This window comes from Thioclava sp. GXIMD4216 (assembly GCF_037949285.1).
Classification (GTDB): domain Bacteria; phylum Pseudomonadota; class Alphaproteobacteria; order Rhodobacterales; family Rhodobacteraceae; genus Thioclava; species Thioclava litoralis.
In genome coordinates this window covers 870239-888001 of sequence record NZ_CP149926.1, presented here as the reverse complement: position 1 = coordinate 888001, position 17763 = coordinate 870239, and the positions used below count along the sequence as shown (strand labels likewise).

At 61.8% G+C, this 17763-nt stretch carries 16 protein-coding genes; 3 read left to right on the top strand and 13 right to left on the bottom strand.

The features are described from left to right. Nucleotides 1-5 precede the first annotated feature (5 nt). The 7 genes from WDB88_RS04360 to ccoN all read right to left on the bottom strand — a co-directional run bounded on the left by WDB88_RS04360 (nt 6) and on the right by ccoN (nt 7808). On the bottom strand, nt 6-2186 hold the full coding sequence (locus WDB88_RS04360; protein WP_339108984.1) for a heavy metal translocating P-type ATPase: 2181 nt from the start codon (nt 2184-2186) through the stop codon (nt 6-8). 3 nt (nt 2187-2189) lie between these two features. Next, nucleotides 2190-2648: a FixH family protein gene (locus WDB88_RS04355; RefSeq protein ID WP_339108983.1), complete on the bottom strand. Its 459-nt coding sequence runs from the start codon at nt 2646-2648 to the stop codon at nt 2190-2192. A gap of 1 nt (nt 2649) precedes the next feature. Next, nucleotides 2650-4104 carry a cytochrome c oxidase accessory protein CcoG gene (ccoG, locus tag WDB88_RS04350; RefSeq protein ID WP_339108982.1) on the bottom strand — a complete coding sequence of 485 codons (1455 nt, stop codon included), beginning with the start codon at nt 4102-4104 and terminating at the stop codon, nt 2650-2652. 290 nt (nt 4105-4394) lie between these two features. Further along, the gene (ccoP, locus tag WDB88_RS04345; protein WP_339108981.1) at nt 4395-5276 is read right to left on the bottom strand and encodes a cytochrome-c oxidase, cbb3-type subunit III; all 882 of its coding nucleotides are present in this window, start codon (nt 5274-5276) and stop codon (nt 4395-4397) included. After that, on the bottom strand, nt 5273-5464 hold the full coding sequence (locus WDB88_RS04340) for a cbb3-type cytochrome c oxidase subunit 3 (protein ID WP_339108980.1): 192 nt from the start codon (nt 5462-5464) through the stop codon (nt 5273-5275). The genes ccoP and WDB88_RS04340 overlap by 4 nt, the downstream gene beginning before the upstream one ends. 7 nt (nt 5465-5471) lie before the next feature. Continuing rightward, nucleotides 5472-6200 (bottom strand): cytochrome-c oxidase, cbb3-type subunit II, encoded by a 729-nt coding sequence (gene ccoO / locus WDB88_RS04335; RefSeq protein ID WP_339108979.1) that lies wholly within the window; start codon nt 6198-6200, stop codon nt 5472-5474. A gap of 12 nt (nt 6201-6212) precedes the next feature. Next, on the bottom strand, nt 6213-7808 hold the full coding sequence (gene ccoN, locus WDB88_RS04330) for a cytochrome-c oxidase, cbb3-type subunit I (protein WP_339108978.1): 1596 nt from the start codon (nt 7806-7808) through the stop codon (nt 6213-6215). A gap of 212 nt (nt 7809-8020) precedes the next feature. Here ccoN and WDB88_RS04325 point away from each other — a divergent pair, with 212 nt between their 5' ends. After that, a complete protein-coding gene (locus WDB88_RS04325; RefSeq protein ID WP_339108977.1) occupies nt 8021-8860 on the top strand; it encodes a universal stress protein in 840 nt (279 codons plus the stop codon). 18 nt (nt 8861-8878) lie between these two features. Beyond that, nucleotides 8879-9418 (top strand): hypothetical protein, encoded by a 540-nt coding sequence (locus WDB88_RS04320; protein ID WP_339108976.1) that lies wholly within the window; start codon nt 8879-8881, stop codon nt 9416-9418. A 7-nt stretch (nt 9419-9425) separates the two neighbouring features. Here WDB88_RS04320 and WDB88_RS04315 read toward each other — a convergent pair whose 3' ends face one another. Both WDB88_RS04315 and WDB88_RS04310 read right to left on the bottom strand, forming a co-directional pair. Continuing rightward, nucleotides 9426-10358, bottom strand: a complete 933-nt coding sequence (locus WDB88_RS04315) for a PhzF family phenazine biosynthesis protein (RefSeq protein ID WP_339108975.1) — start codon at nt 10356-10358, stop codon at nt 9426-9428. Then, the gene (locus tag WDB88_RS04310) at nt 10339-11091 is read right to left on the bottom strand and encodes a Crp/Fnr family transcriptional regulator (protein WP_339108974.1); all 753 of its coding nucleotides are present in this window, start codon (nt 11089-11091) and stop codon (nt 10339-10341) included. Before WDB88_RS04310 ends, WDB88_RS04315 begins: the two co-directional genes overlap by 20 nt. A 49-nt stretch (nt 11092-11140) precedes the next feature. Here WDB88_RS04310 and hemN point away from each other — a divergent pair, with 49 nt between their 5' ends. Next, nucleotides 11141-12496: an oxygen-independent coproporphyrinogen III oxidase gene (gene hemN / locus WDB88_RS04305; protein WP_339108973.1), complete on the top strand. Its 1356-nt coding sequence runs from the start codon at nt 11141-11143 to the stop codon at nt 12494-12496. A 149-nt stretch (nt 12497-12645) separates the two neighbouring features. On the opposite strand, the gene WDB88_RS04300 is transcribed toward hemN, so the two are convergent. The 4 genes from WDB88_RS04300 to WDB88_RS04285 are packed head-to-tail and all read right to left on the bottom strand — an operon-like array spanning nt 12646 to nt 17750. Next, entirely contained in the window at nt 12646-13869 is a 1224-nt protein-coding gene (locus WDB88_RS04300) for a glycosyltransferase (protein ID WP_339108972.1), read from the bottom strand. Beyond that, nucleotides 13866-15449 (bottom strand): ABC transporter ATP-binding protein, encoded by a 1584-nt coding sequence (locus tag WDB88_RS04295; protein WP_339108971.1) that lies wholly within the window; start codon nt 15447-15449, stop codon nt 13866-13868. The genes WDB88_RS04300 and WDB88_RS04295 overlap by 4 nt, the downstream gene beginning before the upstream one ends. Next, nucleotides 15446-16552 (bottom strand): ABC transporter permease, encoded by a 1107-nt coding sequence (locus WDB88_RS04290; RefSeq protein WP_339108969.1) that lies wholly within the window; start codon nt 16550-16552, stop codon nt 15446-15448. The genes WDB88_RS04295 and WDB88_RS04290 overlap by 4 nt, the downstream gene beginning before the upstream one ends. A gap of 1 nt (nt 16553) precedes the next feature. Then, entirely contained in the window at nt 16554-17750 is a 1197-nt protein-coding gene (locus WDB88_RS04285) for an ABC transporter permease subunit (protein ID WP_339108968.1), read from the bottom strand. Between the last annotated feature and the right edge of the window lie 13 nt (nt 17751-17763).

Sequence of the window (17763 nt, the reverse complement as noted above, 5' to 3'; positions counted from 1 at the left end):
CGAGATTACTTGAGCCGCAAGGAGTTGAGGGACACGGTAATGGAACTGGCCGACATCGCAAGGGCTGCAGCCAGCGGCGTGGCCAACCCCAGAAGCGCGATCGGCACGGCAATCATGTTATAGCCGATGGAAATCGCGAAATTCTGCTTGATCCGCGCACGGGCTTTGCGGGCAATCTGCAGGGCCTCGGCAATCGGCTCCAGATTCTGGCCCAAGAGCACGATATCGGAGGCCGTGCGCGCGGCATCAAGCGCCGAGGCCGGAGAGATCGACACATGGGCCTGCGCCAGTGCAATCGTGTCATTCAACCCGTCCCCCACCATCAGCACATGATGGCCTGCCCCGGACAAAGCGGCCAGCGTCGCGGCCTTGTCTTCGGGGCGTGCCTCGGCCTGCCAGTCGGCAATCCCCAGACGCGCGGCCAGTGCCGAGACCGCAGCTGTGGTATCGCCCGACACCAGCCGAACCGAAAGCCCGCGCGCCACACAGGCACGCACGGCTTCAGCCGCTCCGGGGCGCAAACGGTCCTGAAAGCGCAGGCGCGTCAGGTTCCCCTGCCCCGCATCAAGCCATGTGCCCTCGCCCTGTGCGCCCACCCAGTCGGCCCGTCCCAAACGGATCCTCCGCCCCTGATCGCGGGCCTCGACCCCACATCCCGGAACTTCGCAAAGGCCCTCCACCACCTGCGGCTCGACGCCTTCGGCGCGTAGCATTTCAGCCAGCGACACGGAAAGCGGATGCGACGAGGCCGCCGCAAGAGCAAGGGCAATGCGGCGCGCCTGTGCCTCCATCCCTGCCAGATCCGCCGGTTCGGGCAGGCCCATCGTCAGCGTGCCGGTTTTGTCGAACACCACGCAATCCACTTCGGCCAGCCGCTCGAGCGCGCTGCCATCCTTCACCAGAAGCCCCTGCCGGAACAGCCGTCCCGAGGCGGCCGTCACAACGGCAGGCACCGCCAGCCCCAAGGCGCAGGGACAGGTAATGATCAGCACGGCTGCGGCGATATTCAGCGCCAGACGCAGATCGCCCGAAAGCCACATCCATACCGCAAAGGCTGAAAAGGCCATCAGATGCACCAAGGGCGTATAGGCACGGGTCGCCCGCTCGGCCAGCGTGGTGTATCGGGTCCGCGCGGTCTCGGCAGCGGCCACCAGCTGGGCCATCCGGTGGAGCGAACTGTCGCGACCGACAGCGGTCAGACGCACCAGCAGCGGCCCTGTCAGATTGACCTCCCCCGCCGAAAGCACAGCCCCCGGCCCGACGCTGACAGGCAGGCTCTCACCGGTCAGCAAGGACCGGTCCGTTTCCGAGCGTCCCTCGAGCACCACCCCATCCGCGGCCAGCCGCCCGCCCGGACGCAGGCGCAGGTGATCGCCCACGCGCAAATCCGCCACCGGCACTTCGGTTTCGCCCGCATCGGTCACACGCCATGCACGCGGCACCTCCAGCGCGGCCAGCTCCTCTGCGGCAGAACGCGCCGCCGAGCGCGAGCGGTAATCCAGATAGCGCCCGACCAGCAGGAAAAAGATCAGCATTACGGCTGCGTCATAATAGGCATGCCGCCCTGAATGGATGGTTTCAAACAGCGACATCCCCGTCGAGAGCAGGATCGCCAGCGAAATCGGTACATCCATTCCCAATCTGCGCGCCCGCAGCGCCCGATAGGCCGAAGCGAAAAAGGGCTGGCCCGCAAAGATCACCGTCGGAAAGGCGATCGCTGCCGAAATCCAGTGGAACATATCGCGCGTGGCATCGCCCGCCCCCGACCAGACCGCGACCGAAAGCAGCATGATATTCATCATGGCAAAGCCCGCGACCCCGATCCGCATCAGATAATCGCGGCCCTGCCTGTCTGTCTCGGTGGCGCGCAGCACATCAGGGTCCAGCTCATGCGCCTCATAGCCGATGCCCTCCAGCGCGCCGATCAGCTGCGCGGCGGTGATCTCCGGCCCCGCCTGCACCGCAACACGCTTCAGCGTCAGGTTGACCCGTGCATCGCGCACCCCGTCGATCGCGCCCAGACAGGCCTCGACATCGGTGATACAGGCCGCGCAATGGATCGAGGGCAAAGACAACGACAGGCTGGGGGCCGCGATGGCACGCCGCGCCAGATCCTGCGCCGCAGGGGCTGCGATACAGGCCGGACAGGCCGAAACAGCGGTTTCGATATCTGGCGCAGCGCTCACCGCTCAGTTCCTGACAAACAGATCGATCCGCTGCCGGAAGGCCGTGCCATCCGCCGCCACCGCATCAAGATGCACAAGCCACGCCCCCGGTGCCAGAGTGAGATCGGCCAGATAGGCCCCGTTCACCCGACGGAATTGCGGGGTGACATCCTCGCGCGACATGGTTGTGCGCCCGACAAGCGCGGAAAACCGCGAGACCGGCGCGGGCAGGCCCTCCTTATCCGTCAGCCGGAAGCTGAGCTGGCCATTCTCGTAAAGCGGCTCGACCGTCCAGCCAAGCGCCTGTTGCGCCGCCCGCAATGTGTCGAATTGCTGGCTTGCCACATAGGAATTGGTCACCTCCAGCCCCGGAAAGCTGGAGATCGCATTATAGGCCATAAAGATATTGACCCCGATAATCACCGAAAAGGCCCCGACCACGGTCACCAGAACATGTTTACCGGTCAGCTCACGCGTCATCATCTCAGTTCCGCCCCTTGCCGTTAAAGACCGTTTTTTCGGTTACAGACCGGTCGCCATCCTTCTGACTGACCCGTAGAACCAGATCGCTGCGTGTCGCATCGGCCAGCGCCGAACCGCGCACCGCTTCCAGATAAAGCCGTGCCGACAAGGTCGTATCGGCAGGCACGATCACCAACGCCCCATCCCGTCCCTCGACCTTGACCCTCAGACCATCCACAGGCTGGCCATCCATACCGGTCACCGAAATGACATAGGCGGTCGGGTCATGCTCCTTGTTGCGCAGACGAAGCGCATAGATATTGCGGATCGTCCCGTCGGGCTGCGTGACATAAAGCGGCGAACGGTTCGGCGTAACGTTGAACTCGATCGGCGAGCGCACCAGCAATGCCACGATCAACCCGACACCGATCCCTCCCCAGAGCACGAAGTAGATGATCGTGCGCAGCCGGAAGATATGCCGCCAAGGGCTGACACGGGCCTCGCCTTTCTTCTCGCGCTCCTCGTCGCGCAGCGCCATATAGCCGATCAGCCCGTGCGGCTGGTTGGTTTTGTCCATGATCTCGTTGCAGGCATCGATACACAGGCCGCAGGTGATGCATTCCATCTGCTGGCCGTCGCGGATGTCGATCCCCATAGGGCACACATTCACACAGGCATTGCAGTCGATACAATCCCCCTGCGCCGCATCGGCTTTCACGCCCTTTTTCAGCTTGCCGCGCGGTTCGCCGCGCCAGTTGCGATACCCGATGGTCAGGGTATCCTCGTCCATCATCGCGGCCTGAATGCGCGGCCACGGGCAGGCATAGATACAGATCTGCTCGCGGGCGAAACCGCCGAAGAAGAAGGTCGTCGCGGTCAGCACCAGCAGCGTAAGATAGGCCACCATCGCCGCCTGTCCGGTCACCAGCTGGCGCAACAAGGTCGGTGCATCGGCAAAATAGAACACCCACGCCCCGCCCGTGCCGACGGCGATCACCAGCCACAAGGCCCATTTCAACGCGCGCTTACGGATCTTTTCTCCCGTCCAGCGCGAACGCAGAAGGCGGATCTGCGCGTTCCGGTCCCCCTCGATCCAACGTTCGACATGCATGAAAAGATCGGTCCAGACCGTTTGCGGACAGGCATAGCCACACCACACCCGCCCCATCGCAGCGGTAAACAGAAACAGCCCGAGCCCCGCCATGATCAGCAGGCCCGCCACGAAATAGAATTCATGCGGCCAGATCTCGATCATGAAGAAGAAAAACCGACGATTGGCCAGATCGACCAGCACCGCCTGATCGGGCAATGCCGGACCACGGTCCCAACGCACCCAAGGCAGGATGTAGTAGATGCCCAGCATCATCCCCATCAACCACCATTTCAGGCTGCGGAACTTACCACGGACATGGCGCGGAAAAATCGGCTCGCGGCTGGCATAGAGCGGCGGCGGGGCGACAGGATCTGGGGCGCTCACGGTGCAATCTCCTTGGGATCGTCGTCAGGTCGGAGTTCTGAATGCGCTTTCCAACCTCACCTTTCCTTGACTTGCGTCAAAATTCCACTTTGGCATGCATTTTTTCGAATACAATTGACCAAAGGTGTTACCCCCGCAGACGCCATAAAAAAGCGGCCCAAGCAAAGGCTTGGACCGGCAGTCATGGTGGATTTATAAAAAAGCACCGGCACCCCCATGGAAACGCGCGAACAGGACAAGGTGCCGGTGCACTCCGCGCCAAGCTTTAGGGCATGGCGCGGAGATCTCGTTTACTGGCCGCCGCCCAGACCGTGGACATAAGAGGCCACAGCGCGGATCTCGGCTTCGCTCAGGCGGGTGTTCCAGTTGGGCATCACACCGAAACGGGCATCATGCACGGTCTTGGTGAGGGTGGCGACATCGCCGCCGTAAAGCCAGATCGCATCGGTCAGGTTCGGCGCGCCTTGGGACTTGTCACCGGTGCCATCTTCCATGTGGCAGCTCGTGCAGTTCTCTTCGAAGACCGCCGCCCCTTCTTTGGCCAGATCCGCATCGAAGTCCTGACCGGAGATCTGGCGCACATGCTGCACGACCTGTGCTATCTGCTCTTCATCCAGAATACCGTCGGTGCCGAAGGCAGGCATCTGGCTATAGCGCGCCTCGCCATCGGGATCGGTTTCGTTACGGATACCGTGGGTGACGGTGAAGTAAATATCGTCGATCGTACCACCCCAGAGCCAATCGCTATCCAGAAGGCTGGGATAGCCCAGACCCTGCTGGCCACCGGCCCCTGCCCCGTGACATTGCGCACACCATGTCTGGAACACCGCAGCCCCCGCATTCTGGGTATAGTTCACCAGTTCGGGGTCCTGAGCGATGGCCGCGAGGTCGGTATTCACCAGTTTTTCCTCGACGGGCGCATTCATCGCATCGAAGCGCTCCAGATCGGCTTCAAGATCGGCGCGGGTCGACTTGTGCAACAGCCCCGGCGTTGCCCCGTTCAACAGCGGCCATGCGGGCATCGCAACCGAATAGCCCAGAGCGAAGATGATGCAGGCATAGAACGTCCACAGCCACCAGCGCGGCAGGGGGTTGTTGAACTCTTCGATACCATCCCAGCTATGGCCCGTGGTCGAAGGATCATTCGGCAGTTTCTTGGGTGTCTTGCTCATTTGCCCACCTCCTTGTCGGCTGCGGTTGCGGGACGGTCCTCGTGACGGAACGGGATGGAGGCGCTGTCGCGCTGTGCTTTGCGGGCACCGGGCCGGAAGGCCCATAAGATCGCGCCCACAAACATCACCACCATGAACAGCAGCATCCAGCTATCGGCAAATTCACGGAAGATATGATAGTCCATCATGCCCTCCTTACCGGCTTGCATCGCGTTCGAAGGTCGAGAAATCGACCATCGTGCCCAGAACCTGCAGATAGGCAACCAGCGCATCCATCTCGGTCACGGCGGGCTGACCATCAAAATTGCGCACATTGACACGGTCGTCATAGCGCTCGAACAGGCCATCGGTATCGGCATAAGGATCCAGCTGGGCCGCGAAATCGGCCTTGGCCGCCTCGATCATATCGGAGCTATAGGGCACCCCGACCGCCGCATCGGTTGTCAGACGTTCTTCCAGATGGGCCGTATCGATCAGACGGTTCTTCAGGAAGCCGTATTTCGGCATCACCGATTCCGGCACGACCGATTGCGGATTGGTCAGGTGATCGACATGCCACGCATCCGAGTAACGCCCGCCCACACGCGCCAGATCCGGCCCCGTGCGTTTGGACCCCCATTGGAACGGGTGGTCATACATCGATTCCGCCGCCAGCGAGTAATGACCGTAGCGTTCATACTCGTCCCGCATCGGGCGGATCATCTGGCTATGGCAGACATAGCAGCCCTCGCGGACATAGATATCGCGGCCGGTCAGTTCGAGGGGGGTGTAGGGGCGAACCCCTTCCACCTTCTCGATCGTGTTCTCGAGATAGAACAGAGGCGCGATTTCGACGATCCCGCCGATGGTCACCACAAGGAAGGAGCCGATCAGAAGCAGCGTCGCGTTCTTCTCGATGATCCCGTGTTTATCCAGAATGGACATAGGTCTCTCTCCTTACTCTGCCGCAACAGGTGCCGCGGCCACGGCCTTGGGCTGCTTGGCAACCGTCGCCCAAAGGTTCCAGGCCATGATCAGCGAACCGGTCAGATACATCACACCCCCAAGAGCCCGCACGACATACATCGGGAATTTGGCGGAAACGGTGTCAGCGAACGAGTTCACCAGGAAGCCCTGCGCATCCACCTGACGCCACATCAGACCTTCCATGATACCGGTCACCCACATGGAGGCGGCGTAGAGCACGATCCCGATCGTCGCGAGCCAGAAATGCCAGCTGACGGCCTTGAGCGAATAGAGACGCTCGCGTTTCCACAGTTTCGGAACAAGGAAGTAGAGCATCCCGAAGGTGATCATCCCGTTCCAGCCAAGCGCGCCGGAATGCACGTGACCGATGGTCCAGTCCGTATAGTGCGACAGCGAGTTGACGGCCTTGATCGACATCATCGGACCTTCAAAGGTGGACATGCCGTAGAAGCCGATGGACACCACCATCATACGGATCACCGGATCGGTGCGCAGTTTGTCCCACGCGCCCGAGAGCGTCATCAGACCGTTGATCATCCCGCCCCAGCTGGGCATCCACAGCATGATCGAGAACACCATCCCCAGCGTCGAGGCCCAGTCGGGCAGCGCGGTGTAATGCAGGTGGTGGGGACCAGCCCAGATATAGAGGAAGATCAGCGCCCAGAAGTGGATGATCGACAGCTTGTAGGAATAGACGGGACGCTCGGCCTGTTTGGGCACGAAATAGTACATCATCCCGAGGAAGCCTGCCGTCAGGAAAAAGCCCACCGCGTTATGGCCATACCACCACTGCGTCATCGCATCCTGCACGCCCGAGAAGAGCTGCACGGATTTCGACCCGAAGATCGAGACCGGCAGAGCGAGGTTGTTGACGATATGCAGCATCGCCACAGTCACGATGAACGAAAGGTAGAACCAGTTGGCCACATAGATATGCGGCTCGCGGCGTTTGAGGATCGTGCCGAGGAAGGTGATGAGATAGGCCACCCACACGACGGTCAGCCACAGATCGACATACCATTCCGGCTCGGCATATTCTTTCGACTGGGTGGCCCCGAGGATATAGCCAGACGCCGCCAGAACGATGAACAGGTTATAGCCCCAGAACACGAACCAGCCGAGGCTGCCGCCAAACAGCCGCGCCGCCGAGGTGCGCTGCACCACATAGAAGGACGACGCGATCAGCGCGTTCCCGCCAAAGGCGAAGATCACCGCAGAGGTGTGTAGGGGACGAAGCTTGCCGAAATTCAGATAGCCCTGCGCCCATTCGAAATTCAGCACCGGAAAGGCCAGCTGGAAAGCGATGAACACGGCGACCAGAAAGCCGACGATACCCCATAGAACCGTTGCCACCACGCCATAGCGAATGACACTGTCAAAATATTCCGTTTGCGAGACGGGTTTGGATTTTTCCATTCCCCGCATCACCCAGATCAGTGCAATCACAGCCGCCACAAATACTTCGATCGCATTCACGGTATAGGCGAGATCGCGGCCATAGCTGGCAGCAATCGCGGCAAGCACCGCGACGAGCCCCAGCATAGCTAGCTTGAGATAATCCCACATATTGCGTCCCTTCGTCTTATTCTCCCCTGCTCAAATGAAAGGGGCACGACTTCAGTCCCTTTTGCGGGGGACGCCTTCACTATGCATTGATCTGCATCAACTCTTCGAGAGGGCAAAAAGTAGGTCTTCAATCCATGAATTGATCCTTGTCAAAGTGGTGAATTAGAAGCAGGCATATGATATTTTCCGAACTGAAATGACGAGGCAAAGCCATGTCCTATAAATCTATTCTGACTATTGTTACCGATCTGGGCGCGGCGAAAGCCCAGTTGGACGCGGCCGTTGTGATGGCCCGTCAGGAGCAGGCGCATCTTGATGTGCTCTGCCTCGGCGTCGATGTTTCGCAGACGGGCTACTATTATGCAGGCGCAACTGCCTATGTTCAGAAGGAAATCATCGAACAGGCGCAAGACGAAGCCCGCAAGATCGAGGAAGGCGTGCTGGCGCGGCTGAAAGCCGAAGACATCCGCTGGGCCACCGAAACCATGGTCGTGCAGCTTGGTTCGATCTCTCCGGCTGTGGCGATCCGTGCGCGGTTTGCCGATCTGGTCGTGATGGGACGCCCCTATGGCGAAGATCGTGGACAGGAAATCGAGGCCACCATCGAGGCCGCCCTGTTCGAGGGAAATGTGCCGGTGCTGATCGTCCCCGACGATTTCAACGGTCGCCTGAGTGGCCGCCATGTGGTGGTTGCGTGGAATCAGTCCGACGAATCGCTCAATGCGGTGCGCGACGCCCTGCCGCTGCTGAAAGCTGCGGAGAAGGTGGATATCACCCTTGTCGCGCCGCCCGCACATGGGCCCGAACGCGCCGATCCCGGCAGTGCGCTTTGCCAGATGCTTGTGCGCCACGGTGTGGCCGCCGAAGTGACGGTGCTGCCCAAAACCATGCCGCGCATCTCCGATGTGATCAATCGCCATGTCAGCGACACGAGCGCCGATATGATCGTGATGGGGGCCTATGGCCATTCGCGCTTCCGCGAGGCGATTCTTGGCGGGGCAACCCGTCACATGCTGGAAATGGCTGCCGTTCCGGTGCTGATGTCGCATTAAACCGGCAAGAAATCTCTGATGGCACTCACGAACGGGCGGCTTTATGCCGCCCGTTCCACACTGTGCTGGACAGTCGTGCCGCCACACCCCAATCCTGCGGCTGTCACCCGAAAAACCGGCCATTGGAGACTGGAGAGACTGATGCGACTGCTCGCCCTGCCCCTGATAGGAACCCTCGCGCTTGCGGCCTGCATGCCGCCGGGCAGCGCCAAGCCGGATGCGGGGAACGTGGCCGCAGCCGGACCGATCCCCGCAGGGTTTCAGGGCCGCTGGGGCATGAGCCTGAACGACTGCACCTCGACGAAGGGCGATGCCAAAGGGCTGATGACGGTCAGCGCCGATACCCTGACCTTTTACGAATCGCGCGGTGTTCTGACCGAACCGCAGGAACAATCCGCAACCAAGCTTGCGGGCCTGTTCGACTTTACCGGCGAGGGCCAGTCATGGTCCTATCACGAAATGCTGGAATTGAAGGACAAGGGCCAGACCGTGATCCGCACCGAAACCGGCGATGGCGCGGCCCCTGCCCCGCTACGCTATACGCGCTGCCCGATCTGATCGGGGATCAGGACCGGGGGGGCCTGAGCCTGCCGCGGCTGATCTCGACCGCCGCGCCGGACACATGGACCGAGGCCAAGCGCCCGCCCCGACAGATCACGCGCAGTCCAAGATCCGAGATGCGCCCCATCTCGACACCCTGCTGCAAGGCAAAGCAGGTCTCGCCATTCCGCAGAGCCCCTCGTGCCAGAAGCTGCGCGGCAAAAAGTGCGGTGGCAGACCCTGTCGCGGGGTCTTCGGGAATACCGCCCATCGGGTCAAACATCCGCCCCTGCCAGCGATACGCCCCTGTGGGCGCATAAAGATACACCCCCGCCGCCGCCAGCTCTGTCTGCAAAAGGTCGAAGGCGGGCTGCACCGGCCACGCCCGCGCCAGCGCCTCTGTATCGCGCAGACCGATAAATGCAAAACGCGGCCCGCCGGCAATCACCGCCAGAGGCGCGTCATCCAGATCCGCAGGGCCTAGCCCAAGCGCGGCGGCACAACGATCCGGCGCTGCGCTCTGCGGCAGGTCGTCGGACAGGCATTCGGGCAGGACAGGTGCCTGAAATTCGGCACGGATCTCTCCGGCCTCACGCCAGACACGCACCGGCACAAGCCCCGCTTCCTCTTCCAGCACCAGCACACGGTCGAAATCGGCCCCGTCCGTATCCGGAGCAAGATCCTCAAGCGCCAGAAAGATCGCGCAGCCAATGGTGGGATGACCGGCAAAGGACATTTCGCCCTGCGGATAGAAGATCCGGACGCGGGCACGGTGGGCCGGATCGGCGGGCGGAAAGACGAAGATCGTCTCGGAGAGGTTGAACTCGCGCGCGATTGTCTGCATCTGCGCATCGCTCAACCCCGTCGCATCGGGCAGAAGGGCAAGCGGATTTCCCGCGAAGGGCGTCGTTGTAAAGACATCAAGCGTGACAAACGCCCTAGTTGAAGATCCCGCCATCCGCATCATCTCCCGCCTCAAGCTGCAACGCATCCATATCGGGCACGGTCACATGGCGCTTGCCTTCCAGCGAAATGATCCCGTCCCGCTTGAGCGCCGAAATCTGGCGCGACACCGTTTCAAGCGTCAGGCCCAGATAATCGGCCATCGCCTCGCGGGTCAGCGGCAGATCGAATGTCATGCTTTCCGAGGGGTTTTTCATCTGCAAGGACGCATTGCGCCGCGCGATGATCGACAGCAGCGAGGCGATCTTCTCGCGGGCGGTCTTGCGCCCCAGAAGCAGCATCCATTCACGCGCGGCATCCAGCTCGTCCAGCGTCATCTGCAACAGGCGCTGCGCCAGATGCGGGGTGCGCTCGATCATCGCCTCGAAAGGCTTGCGCCGGAAGCAGCACATCAGCACATCGGTGGTGGCCGTCACGTTGTAAGCGGCGTTGGACCGCCCCGGACGCCCGACAAAATCCGAGGGCAGCAAAAGCCCCACCATCTGCGTGCGCCCGTCTTCCATCGCCTGCGTGATCGTGGCGATTCCCGTCACCACAGAAGCCACGAATTCCATTTCATCACCGGCCCAGACAATCGTCTGGCCCGCCTCGTAGGTGCGGTAGAACTTGATCGCCTCAAGCTCGTCGATTTCCTCCGCGCTACAGCGAGCACAGACCGCCCTGTGGCGGATGGTGCAGTCCCCACACTGAAGCGTGAGCGAAGGCACATCATCTTTCGTAATGGACATTTGATATGAGTCAATTTCTGCTGCGCGTTGATCTTCTAAACATATCTGCATGGAACACAAATCGCAACTCGCCCGTCTGGGATTGTTTGACGCACGCGTCCCCCGCTATACCAGCTATCCGACGGCCCCGCATTTCAGTGCGGATGTGGGACCGGAGGCCTTCTCCTCCTGGATCGAAGCCATCCCTGCGGGAAGCTCTATCTCGCTTTATATGCATGTGCCTTTCTGTCGGCGGCTCTGCTGGTTCTGCGCCTGCAGAACGCAGGGCACGCAAAGCGCCGAGCCAGTGCAGGCCTATTCCGAAGTGCTGCTGCGCGAGTTGAAAATGCTCAAACAGCGGCTCGCCCCCGGCGTCACTTTGTCGCGTCTGCATTGGGGGGGCGGCACGCCGACGCTGATGCCCGCCGATATGATGCGCCGTCTGGCCGAGGCCACCTTCAACGCGGTGCCTCTGGCCGAAGGGGCCGAATTCTCGGTCGAGATCGACCCGAACGAGATCGATGCCGCACGTCTGGATGCGCTGGCGCAGTCGGGCATGAACCGTGCCTCGATCGGGGTGCAGGATTTCGATCCCGAGATCCAGAAGATCATCGGGCGCGACCAGAGTTTCGAGGTGACGGCCCGCGCGGTCGAGATGATCCGGGCACGAGGCATCTCCAGCCTCAATGCCGACATCCTGTTCGGCCTGCCACGGCAGACGCCGCAGCGGATTTCGTCTTCGGTGCAGAAACTGCTGTCGCTGGCCCCCGATCGTGTCGCACTTTACGGCTACGCCCATGTGCCGTGGATGGCCCGTCGCCAGAACATGCTGCCCTCCGACGAATTGCCCACACCGGAAGAGCGGCTCGACCTGTTCGACCGCGCGGCGATGCTGTTCCGCGCGGATGGCTATGACACAATCGGCATCGACCATTTCGCGCTGCCCGATGACGGTCTGGCCGTGGCGCAGAAGGCAGGCCAGCTACGGCGCAATTTCCAGGGCTATACCGACGATCAGGCCAATGTTCTGGTCGGCCTCGGGGCCAGCGCGATCTCCCGCTTCCCGCAGGGCTATGCGCAAAACGCCTCGGCCACGGGCAAGCATGTGGGCGCGATCCGCGATGGCAGCTTCTCGACGGCGCGCGGCCATATCCTCAGCCGCGAGGATCACCTGCGCGCACGTATCATCGAAGCCCTGATGTGCGATTTCGAGGTCCGCACGGATGACCTTCTCCGCCATCATGATGTGACGCTCGCCCATCTGACACAGATGTTCAGCCATTGTGCGGCCGAATTCGAGGACTGCGTCGAGATGACAAGCTTCGGCCTTGTGATCCCCGAGAAAGGCCGCCCCCTGACCCGTTTGATCGCGCGGTATTTCGATGCCTACGATCTCTCGAAGGCGGGCCACAGCTCGGCCATCTGAAACCAGCGTTAGGGGGCAAAGCCGGAGGGGGCAGTGCCCCCGACCGAAACGGAGCGGGGCTCGATGCCCTGCTCCGTTTCGCTCCCCCCGCAGGACAAGGGCGCGCCTGCCCCCGCTCCCCCACAAGGCGGCAACACGCTGGAACCGCCTCAGGCACGCCCTGCGGTTTCGACAAACTCGACAAGTCTGGGCAGACACTGGCGGCGCAGATCATATTGCGCGACCATATGGGCACGCGCGGCAAGCCGCATCGGGATAAAACGCTCGGGGGCGGCCAGAGCCGCGATCAGCCGGTCCGACCACCCCTGAATATCGAAAAAGCCGACCAGCTCTCCGGTCTCCCCATCCGCGATCATCTCGCGCACGGGGGCGGTATCGGAGGCCACGACATGGCACCCCGCACTCATGCTTTCCATCAGCGACCAGCTCAGCACAAAGGGATAGGTCAGATAGGCATGGGCACGGCTGACCTGCAGCATCGCGATATAGCGGTCATAGGGGATACGCCCCAGAAAATGCACCCGCGAGAGATCCAGCCTGTCGCGGACCTCGTTGAGATAACGCTCTTTCCAGCTGATCCCGTCTTTCGGGGGGCCGCCGTAACTCTGCCCCTCCTCGCCCACGATCAACACATGGGCCTCCGGACGCGCCGCCAGCACGTCGGGCAGCGCCCGCATGAAGCTGTGATAGCCGCGATAGGGCTCCAAGGAGCGGTTGACGAAGGTCAGCACCTCGTCTCCGGGACGGAAACGCAGCCCCTTTTGCGCAATCTCGAAGACCGCATCGGGGTTGGGGCACAGCCTGTCGGTATCGACCCCGTCATGACAGATGGTGATCTTGTGCCGGAATTCGGGCTGGAAGGTCTCGGCCTGAAACCGTGTGGGGCACAGGGCCGCATCGGCCTGCACCATGGTCTGGATCAGATGTGCCGAGCGCGCCACGGTCGAGATACGGCTCTCGAACATGTCACGGGCGAATTCGGGATCGAAATCGGTATCAAGCCCCGATGTCCGGTACATCAGTTCGCCATAGATCAGCAGTCGCGCTTCCGGCCAGACCTCGCGCAGATACAGGGTCTCGCCCCAACCGGGATGGCCGAAAATCACATCCGGCACATAGCCATGCTCGCTGCGTAATTGCCGCGCGGCACGGGCCGCCTTCATCCCGCGCTCGGAAACCTGCGCATACATCCGCGTAAGGTTCGACGACAGGGTTACCTCGTCGGGCTGGCGGTATTTCACCACCCTGACCGGTGAAGGGCGGGTGTTTTTCTCGGCCGTCAGGGCCAGAACATCATGGCCGCGCGCCTGAAGCGCCGGAGCCAGATGCGGAAACTGGCCGGGAAAGTTCTGGTGCGCGAAGAGGACCTTCACACCGCCTCCCCCAAAGCTGCCGCCATCAGGTTGCGGGTATAAGCGGTTTTGGGGTTGGCAAAGACATCGCCCGCCGCGCCCTGCTCGACCACCTCGCCGCGCTTCATCACCAGAACCTTATGGCTCAGCGCCCGCACCACCCGCAGGTCATGGCTGATAAACAGATAGGCCAGCCCGTGTTTGCGTTGCAGATTGCGCAGAAGATCGACGATCTGCACCTGCACCGTCATATCCAGCGCCGAGGTCGGCTCGTCCAGAACCACCACTTTGGGGCGCAGGATCATGGCGCGGGCAATGGCGATGCGCTGCCGCTGCCCGCCCGAGAATTCATGCGGGTAGCGATGCATCGCCTCGGGCGGTAGGCCGACCTCTGCCATGATCTCCGCCACCATTTCGGTGCGGTTGCGCCCGGGCTCGAGCCCATGCACGGTCAGCCCTTCGGCGATGATCTGTTCGACCGTCATCCGCGGGCTGAGCGAGCCGAACGGGTCCTGGAACACAATCTGCATATCGCGGCGCAGCGCGCGCAGGCGCTTGCCCTCCCACTGGGCGATATTCTCGCCCGCATAGATGATCGGCCCGTCGCTTTCGATCAGCCGCATGATGGCCAGCGCCAGCGTGGTCTTGCCGGACCCGCTTTCGCCCACAATGCCCAGCGTCTCCCCCGCCCGCACCGACAAAGACGCGCCATTGACGGCCTTTACATGGCCCGTCACCTTGCGCAAAAGCCCGCGTTTCACGGGAAACCAGATCTTGAGATCCTCGGTACGCACCAGTTCCGGCGCATCCTCGGGCACCGGATCGGCAAGACCTTTAGGTTCGGCGGCCAGCAGCTTGCGGGTATAGGGGTGCTGCGGATTGGCAAAGATTTCCTCGGCCAGCCCCTGCTCCACGATCTCTCCATTCTGCATGACACAGACACGGTCCGCGATACGGCGCACCACGCCAAGGTCGTGGCTGATGAACAGCAGGCTCATGCCCATGTCGCGCTTCAGATCGGCCAGCAGGTCAAGGATCTGCGCCTCGATCGTCACATCCAGCGCGGTGGTCGGCTCGTCGGCAATCAGCAGATCCGGCCCATTGGCCAGTGCCATCGCGATCATCACCCGCTGGCGCTGCCCGCCCGAGAGCTGATGCGGATAATCGGCCAAACGGCTTTCGGGGTCGGGGATGCCGACCTTATCCAGCAGCTCGACAATCCGTGCCTTGGCCTGCGCGCCCCGTACACCCTGATGCAGCGCCAAGCTTTCGCCCAGCTGCTTTTCCAGCGTATGGAGGGGATTGAGCGAGGTCATCGGCTCCTGGAAGATGAAGCTGATATCATTGCCGCGCACCTTGCGCAGAAGGCGCTCGGGGGCGCCCACCATCTCCTGGCCCTTATAGCGCACAGACCCCGACAGATGCGCATTCGGCCCCAGAAGCTGCACCGAAGACAGCGCCGTGATCGACTTACCCGAGCCGGATTCCCCCACCAGCGCCACGGTCTCGCCCTGCCCCACGGTAAAGCTGACGCCCTTCACCACCTCCGGCCCGCGCCCGAAACTGATCTTCAGGTCTTTGACATCGAGGATCGTGGTCATTGGAACACCTTGCGCGGGTCGAAGGCATCGCGCACGCCCTCGAAGATGAAGATCAACAGCGACAGCATCGCCGCGAATGTGAAGAAGGCCGAGAGCCCGAGCCACGGAGCCTGCAGGTTTTCCTTGCCCTGCTGCGCCAACTCCCCCAGCGAGGGCGCCGAGGACGGCAGCCCGTAGCCAAGGTAATCCAGCGAGGCCAGCATCGAGATCGTGGCGGTCACCACGAAGGGCAGCATGGTCAGCGTCGCCACCATCGCATTGGGCAGGATATGGCGGCGCATGATCGTGCCGTCACTCACCCCCAAGGCCCGCGCGGCGCGGACATATTCGAAATTGCGCGCGCGCAGGAATTCGGCGCGCACGACCCCCACCAAGGCAGGCCAGCCAAACAGGATCGACACAAAGACCAAGAGCCAGAAACTGCGCCCCAGAATGGCGAAAAGGATGATGATCACATAGAGCGAGGGCGTCGAGGCCCAGATCTCCAGAAGCCGCTGGAAGACGATATCGACCTTGCCGCCGAAATAGCCCTGCACCGCGCCCGCCGCGACCCCGATCAGCGAGCCGACGCCGGTGACGATCAAGGTGAACAGGATCGAGGTGCGGAAGCCGTAGATCACCCGCGCCAGCACATCATGGGCAGTGTTGTCGGTGCCCAGCCAATGGGTGCTGTCGGGCGGCGAGAAGGCTGGCGCGACATCGCTGATGGTGCGGTAATTATAATGGATCAACGGCCAGATCATCCAGCCGGTCTCGACCTTTTCGCCCTCGACCGTGCCTTTCTCCCGCGCCTCTTTCATATAGGCCTCGGGGTCGTCCCAGCAGGCCTCGTTACCGCCGGTGACAATCAGGCATTGCACCTCCGGCTCGCGATAGACGGCTTCGGTGCGGAAATCCCCACCGAATGTGGTCTCGGGGTAGAACCGGTAGGCCGGAAAATAGAAATGCCCGCGATAGTTCACCACGATGGGCTTGTCATTGGCCAGCACCTCGGCAAACAGCGAGGCGACAAACAGCACGCTAAAGATAACCAGCGACCAGAAGGCGCGGCGATTGGCTTTGAAATTCTGCCAGCGGCGCCGGTTGAGCGGGGAAAGTGCCATATCAGCCGCCCCTCTTCTCGAAATCGATCCGTGGATCGACAAAGACATACATCATATCCGACAGGATGCCGACCACCAGCGAGATCAGGCCGAAGACGTAAAGCGTGCCGAAGATCACAGGATAGTTCCGCTCGACCGCCGCCTGAAAGCCCAGAAGACCGAGGCCGTCGAGCGAGAAGATGGTTTCCACGATGATCGACGACCCGAAGAACACGCCCAGAAAGGTCGAGGGGAAGCCCGCGATCACGATCAGCATCGCATTGCGGAACACATGGCCGTAAAGGACGCGATGTTCGGTCAGCCCCTTGGCGCGGGCGGTGACGACATATTGCTTGTTGATCTCGTCAAGGAAGGAGTTTTTCGTCAGCAGGGTCAGCGTGGCGAAACTGGAGATCGTGATCGCCGTGATCGGCAGCACGATATGCCAGAGGTAATCCTTGGCCTTGCCGAGCGTGCTCAGCGTGTCGAAATTATCCGACGTCAGGCCCCGCAGCGGGAAGAGCCTGTAACAGGTCGGGTTCCAGCTCTCGGGGATAAAGGGGATGTGGAAGCAGTTGCCCGACACAAACAGCACCAGCAGAAGCACCGCAAACAGGAACCCCGGAATGGCATAGGCCACCACGATCACCGCCGAGGTCCAGGTGTCGAAGGAGGTGCCATCGCGCACCGCCTTGCGGATGCCCAGCGGGATCGAAATCAGATAGGCCAGCAGCGTCGACCAGAGCCCCAGCGTGATCGACACCGGCATCTTCTCCGAAATCAGCTGCATGACCGTCTCGTTGTGGAAGTAGCTCTTGCCGAAATCGAAGGTCAGATAATGCCCCATCATGATGAAAAAGCGCTCGACCGCACCGATTTTTTCGGTGCGGCATTCGGGAGCGGTGACAGAAGGCACCCCCTGATAGCCCTCTTCGCAAACGATCCGCGAAAAGCCCATCTGCACTTCCAGCTGGGCGAGCTGCTGCGGCGAGATCCCCCGCGCGCCCTGATAGCCCTGGTCATCGCCGCCCTGCGCCTGTCCGGAATCGCCGCCGCCGCCGGTCAGGTTGCGCATGGAATCGCCGCCCCCCTCGACCCGCGCAAGGATCTGCTCGATCGGACCGCCAGGGACAAATTGCGTGAGGGTGAAGTTGACGATCATGATGCCGAGAAGTGTCGGTATCACAAGAAGCAACCGCTTCAGGATATAGGCGCCCATAAGTGGCCTCGCC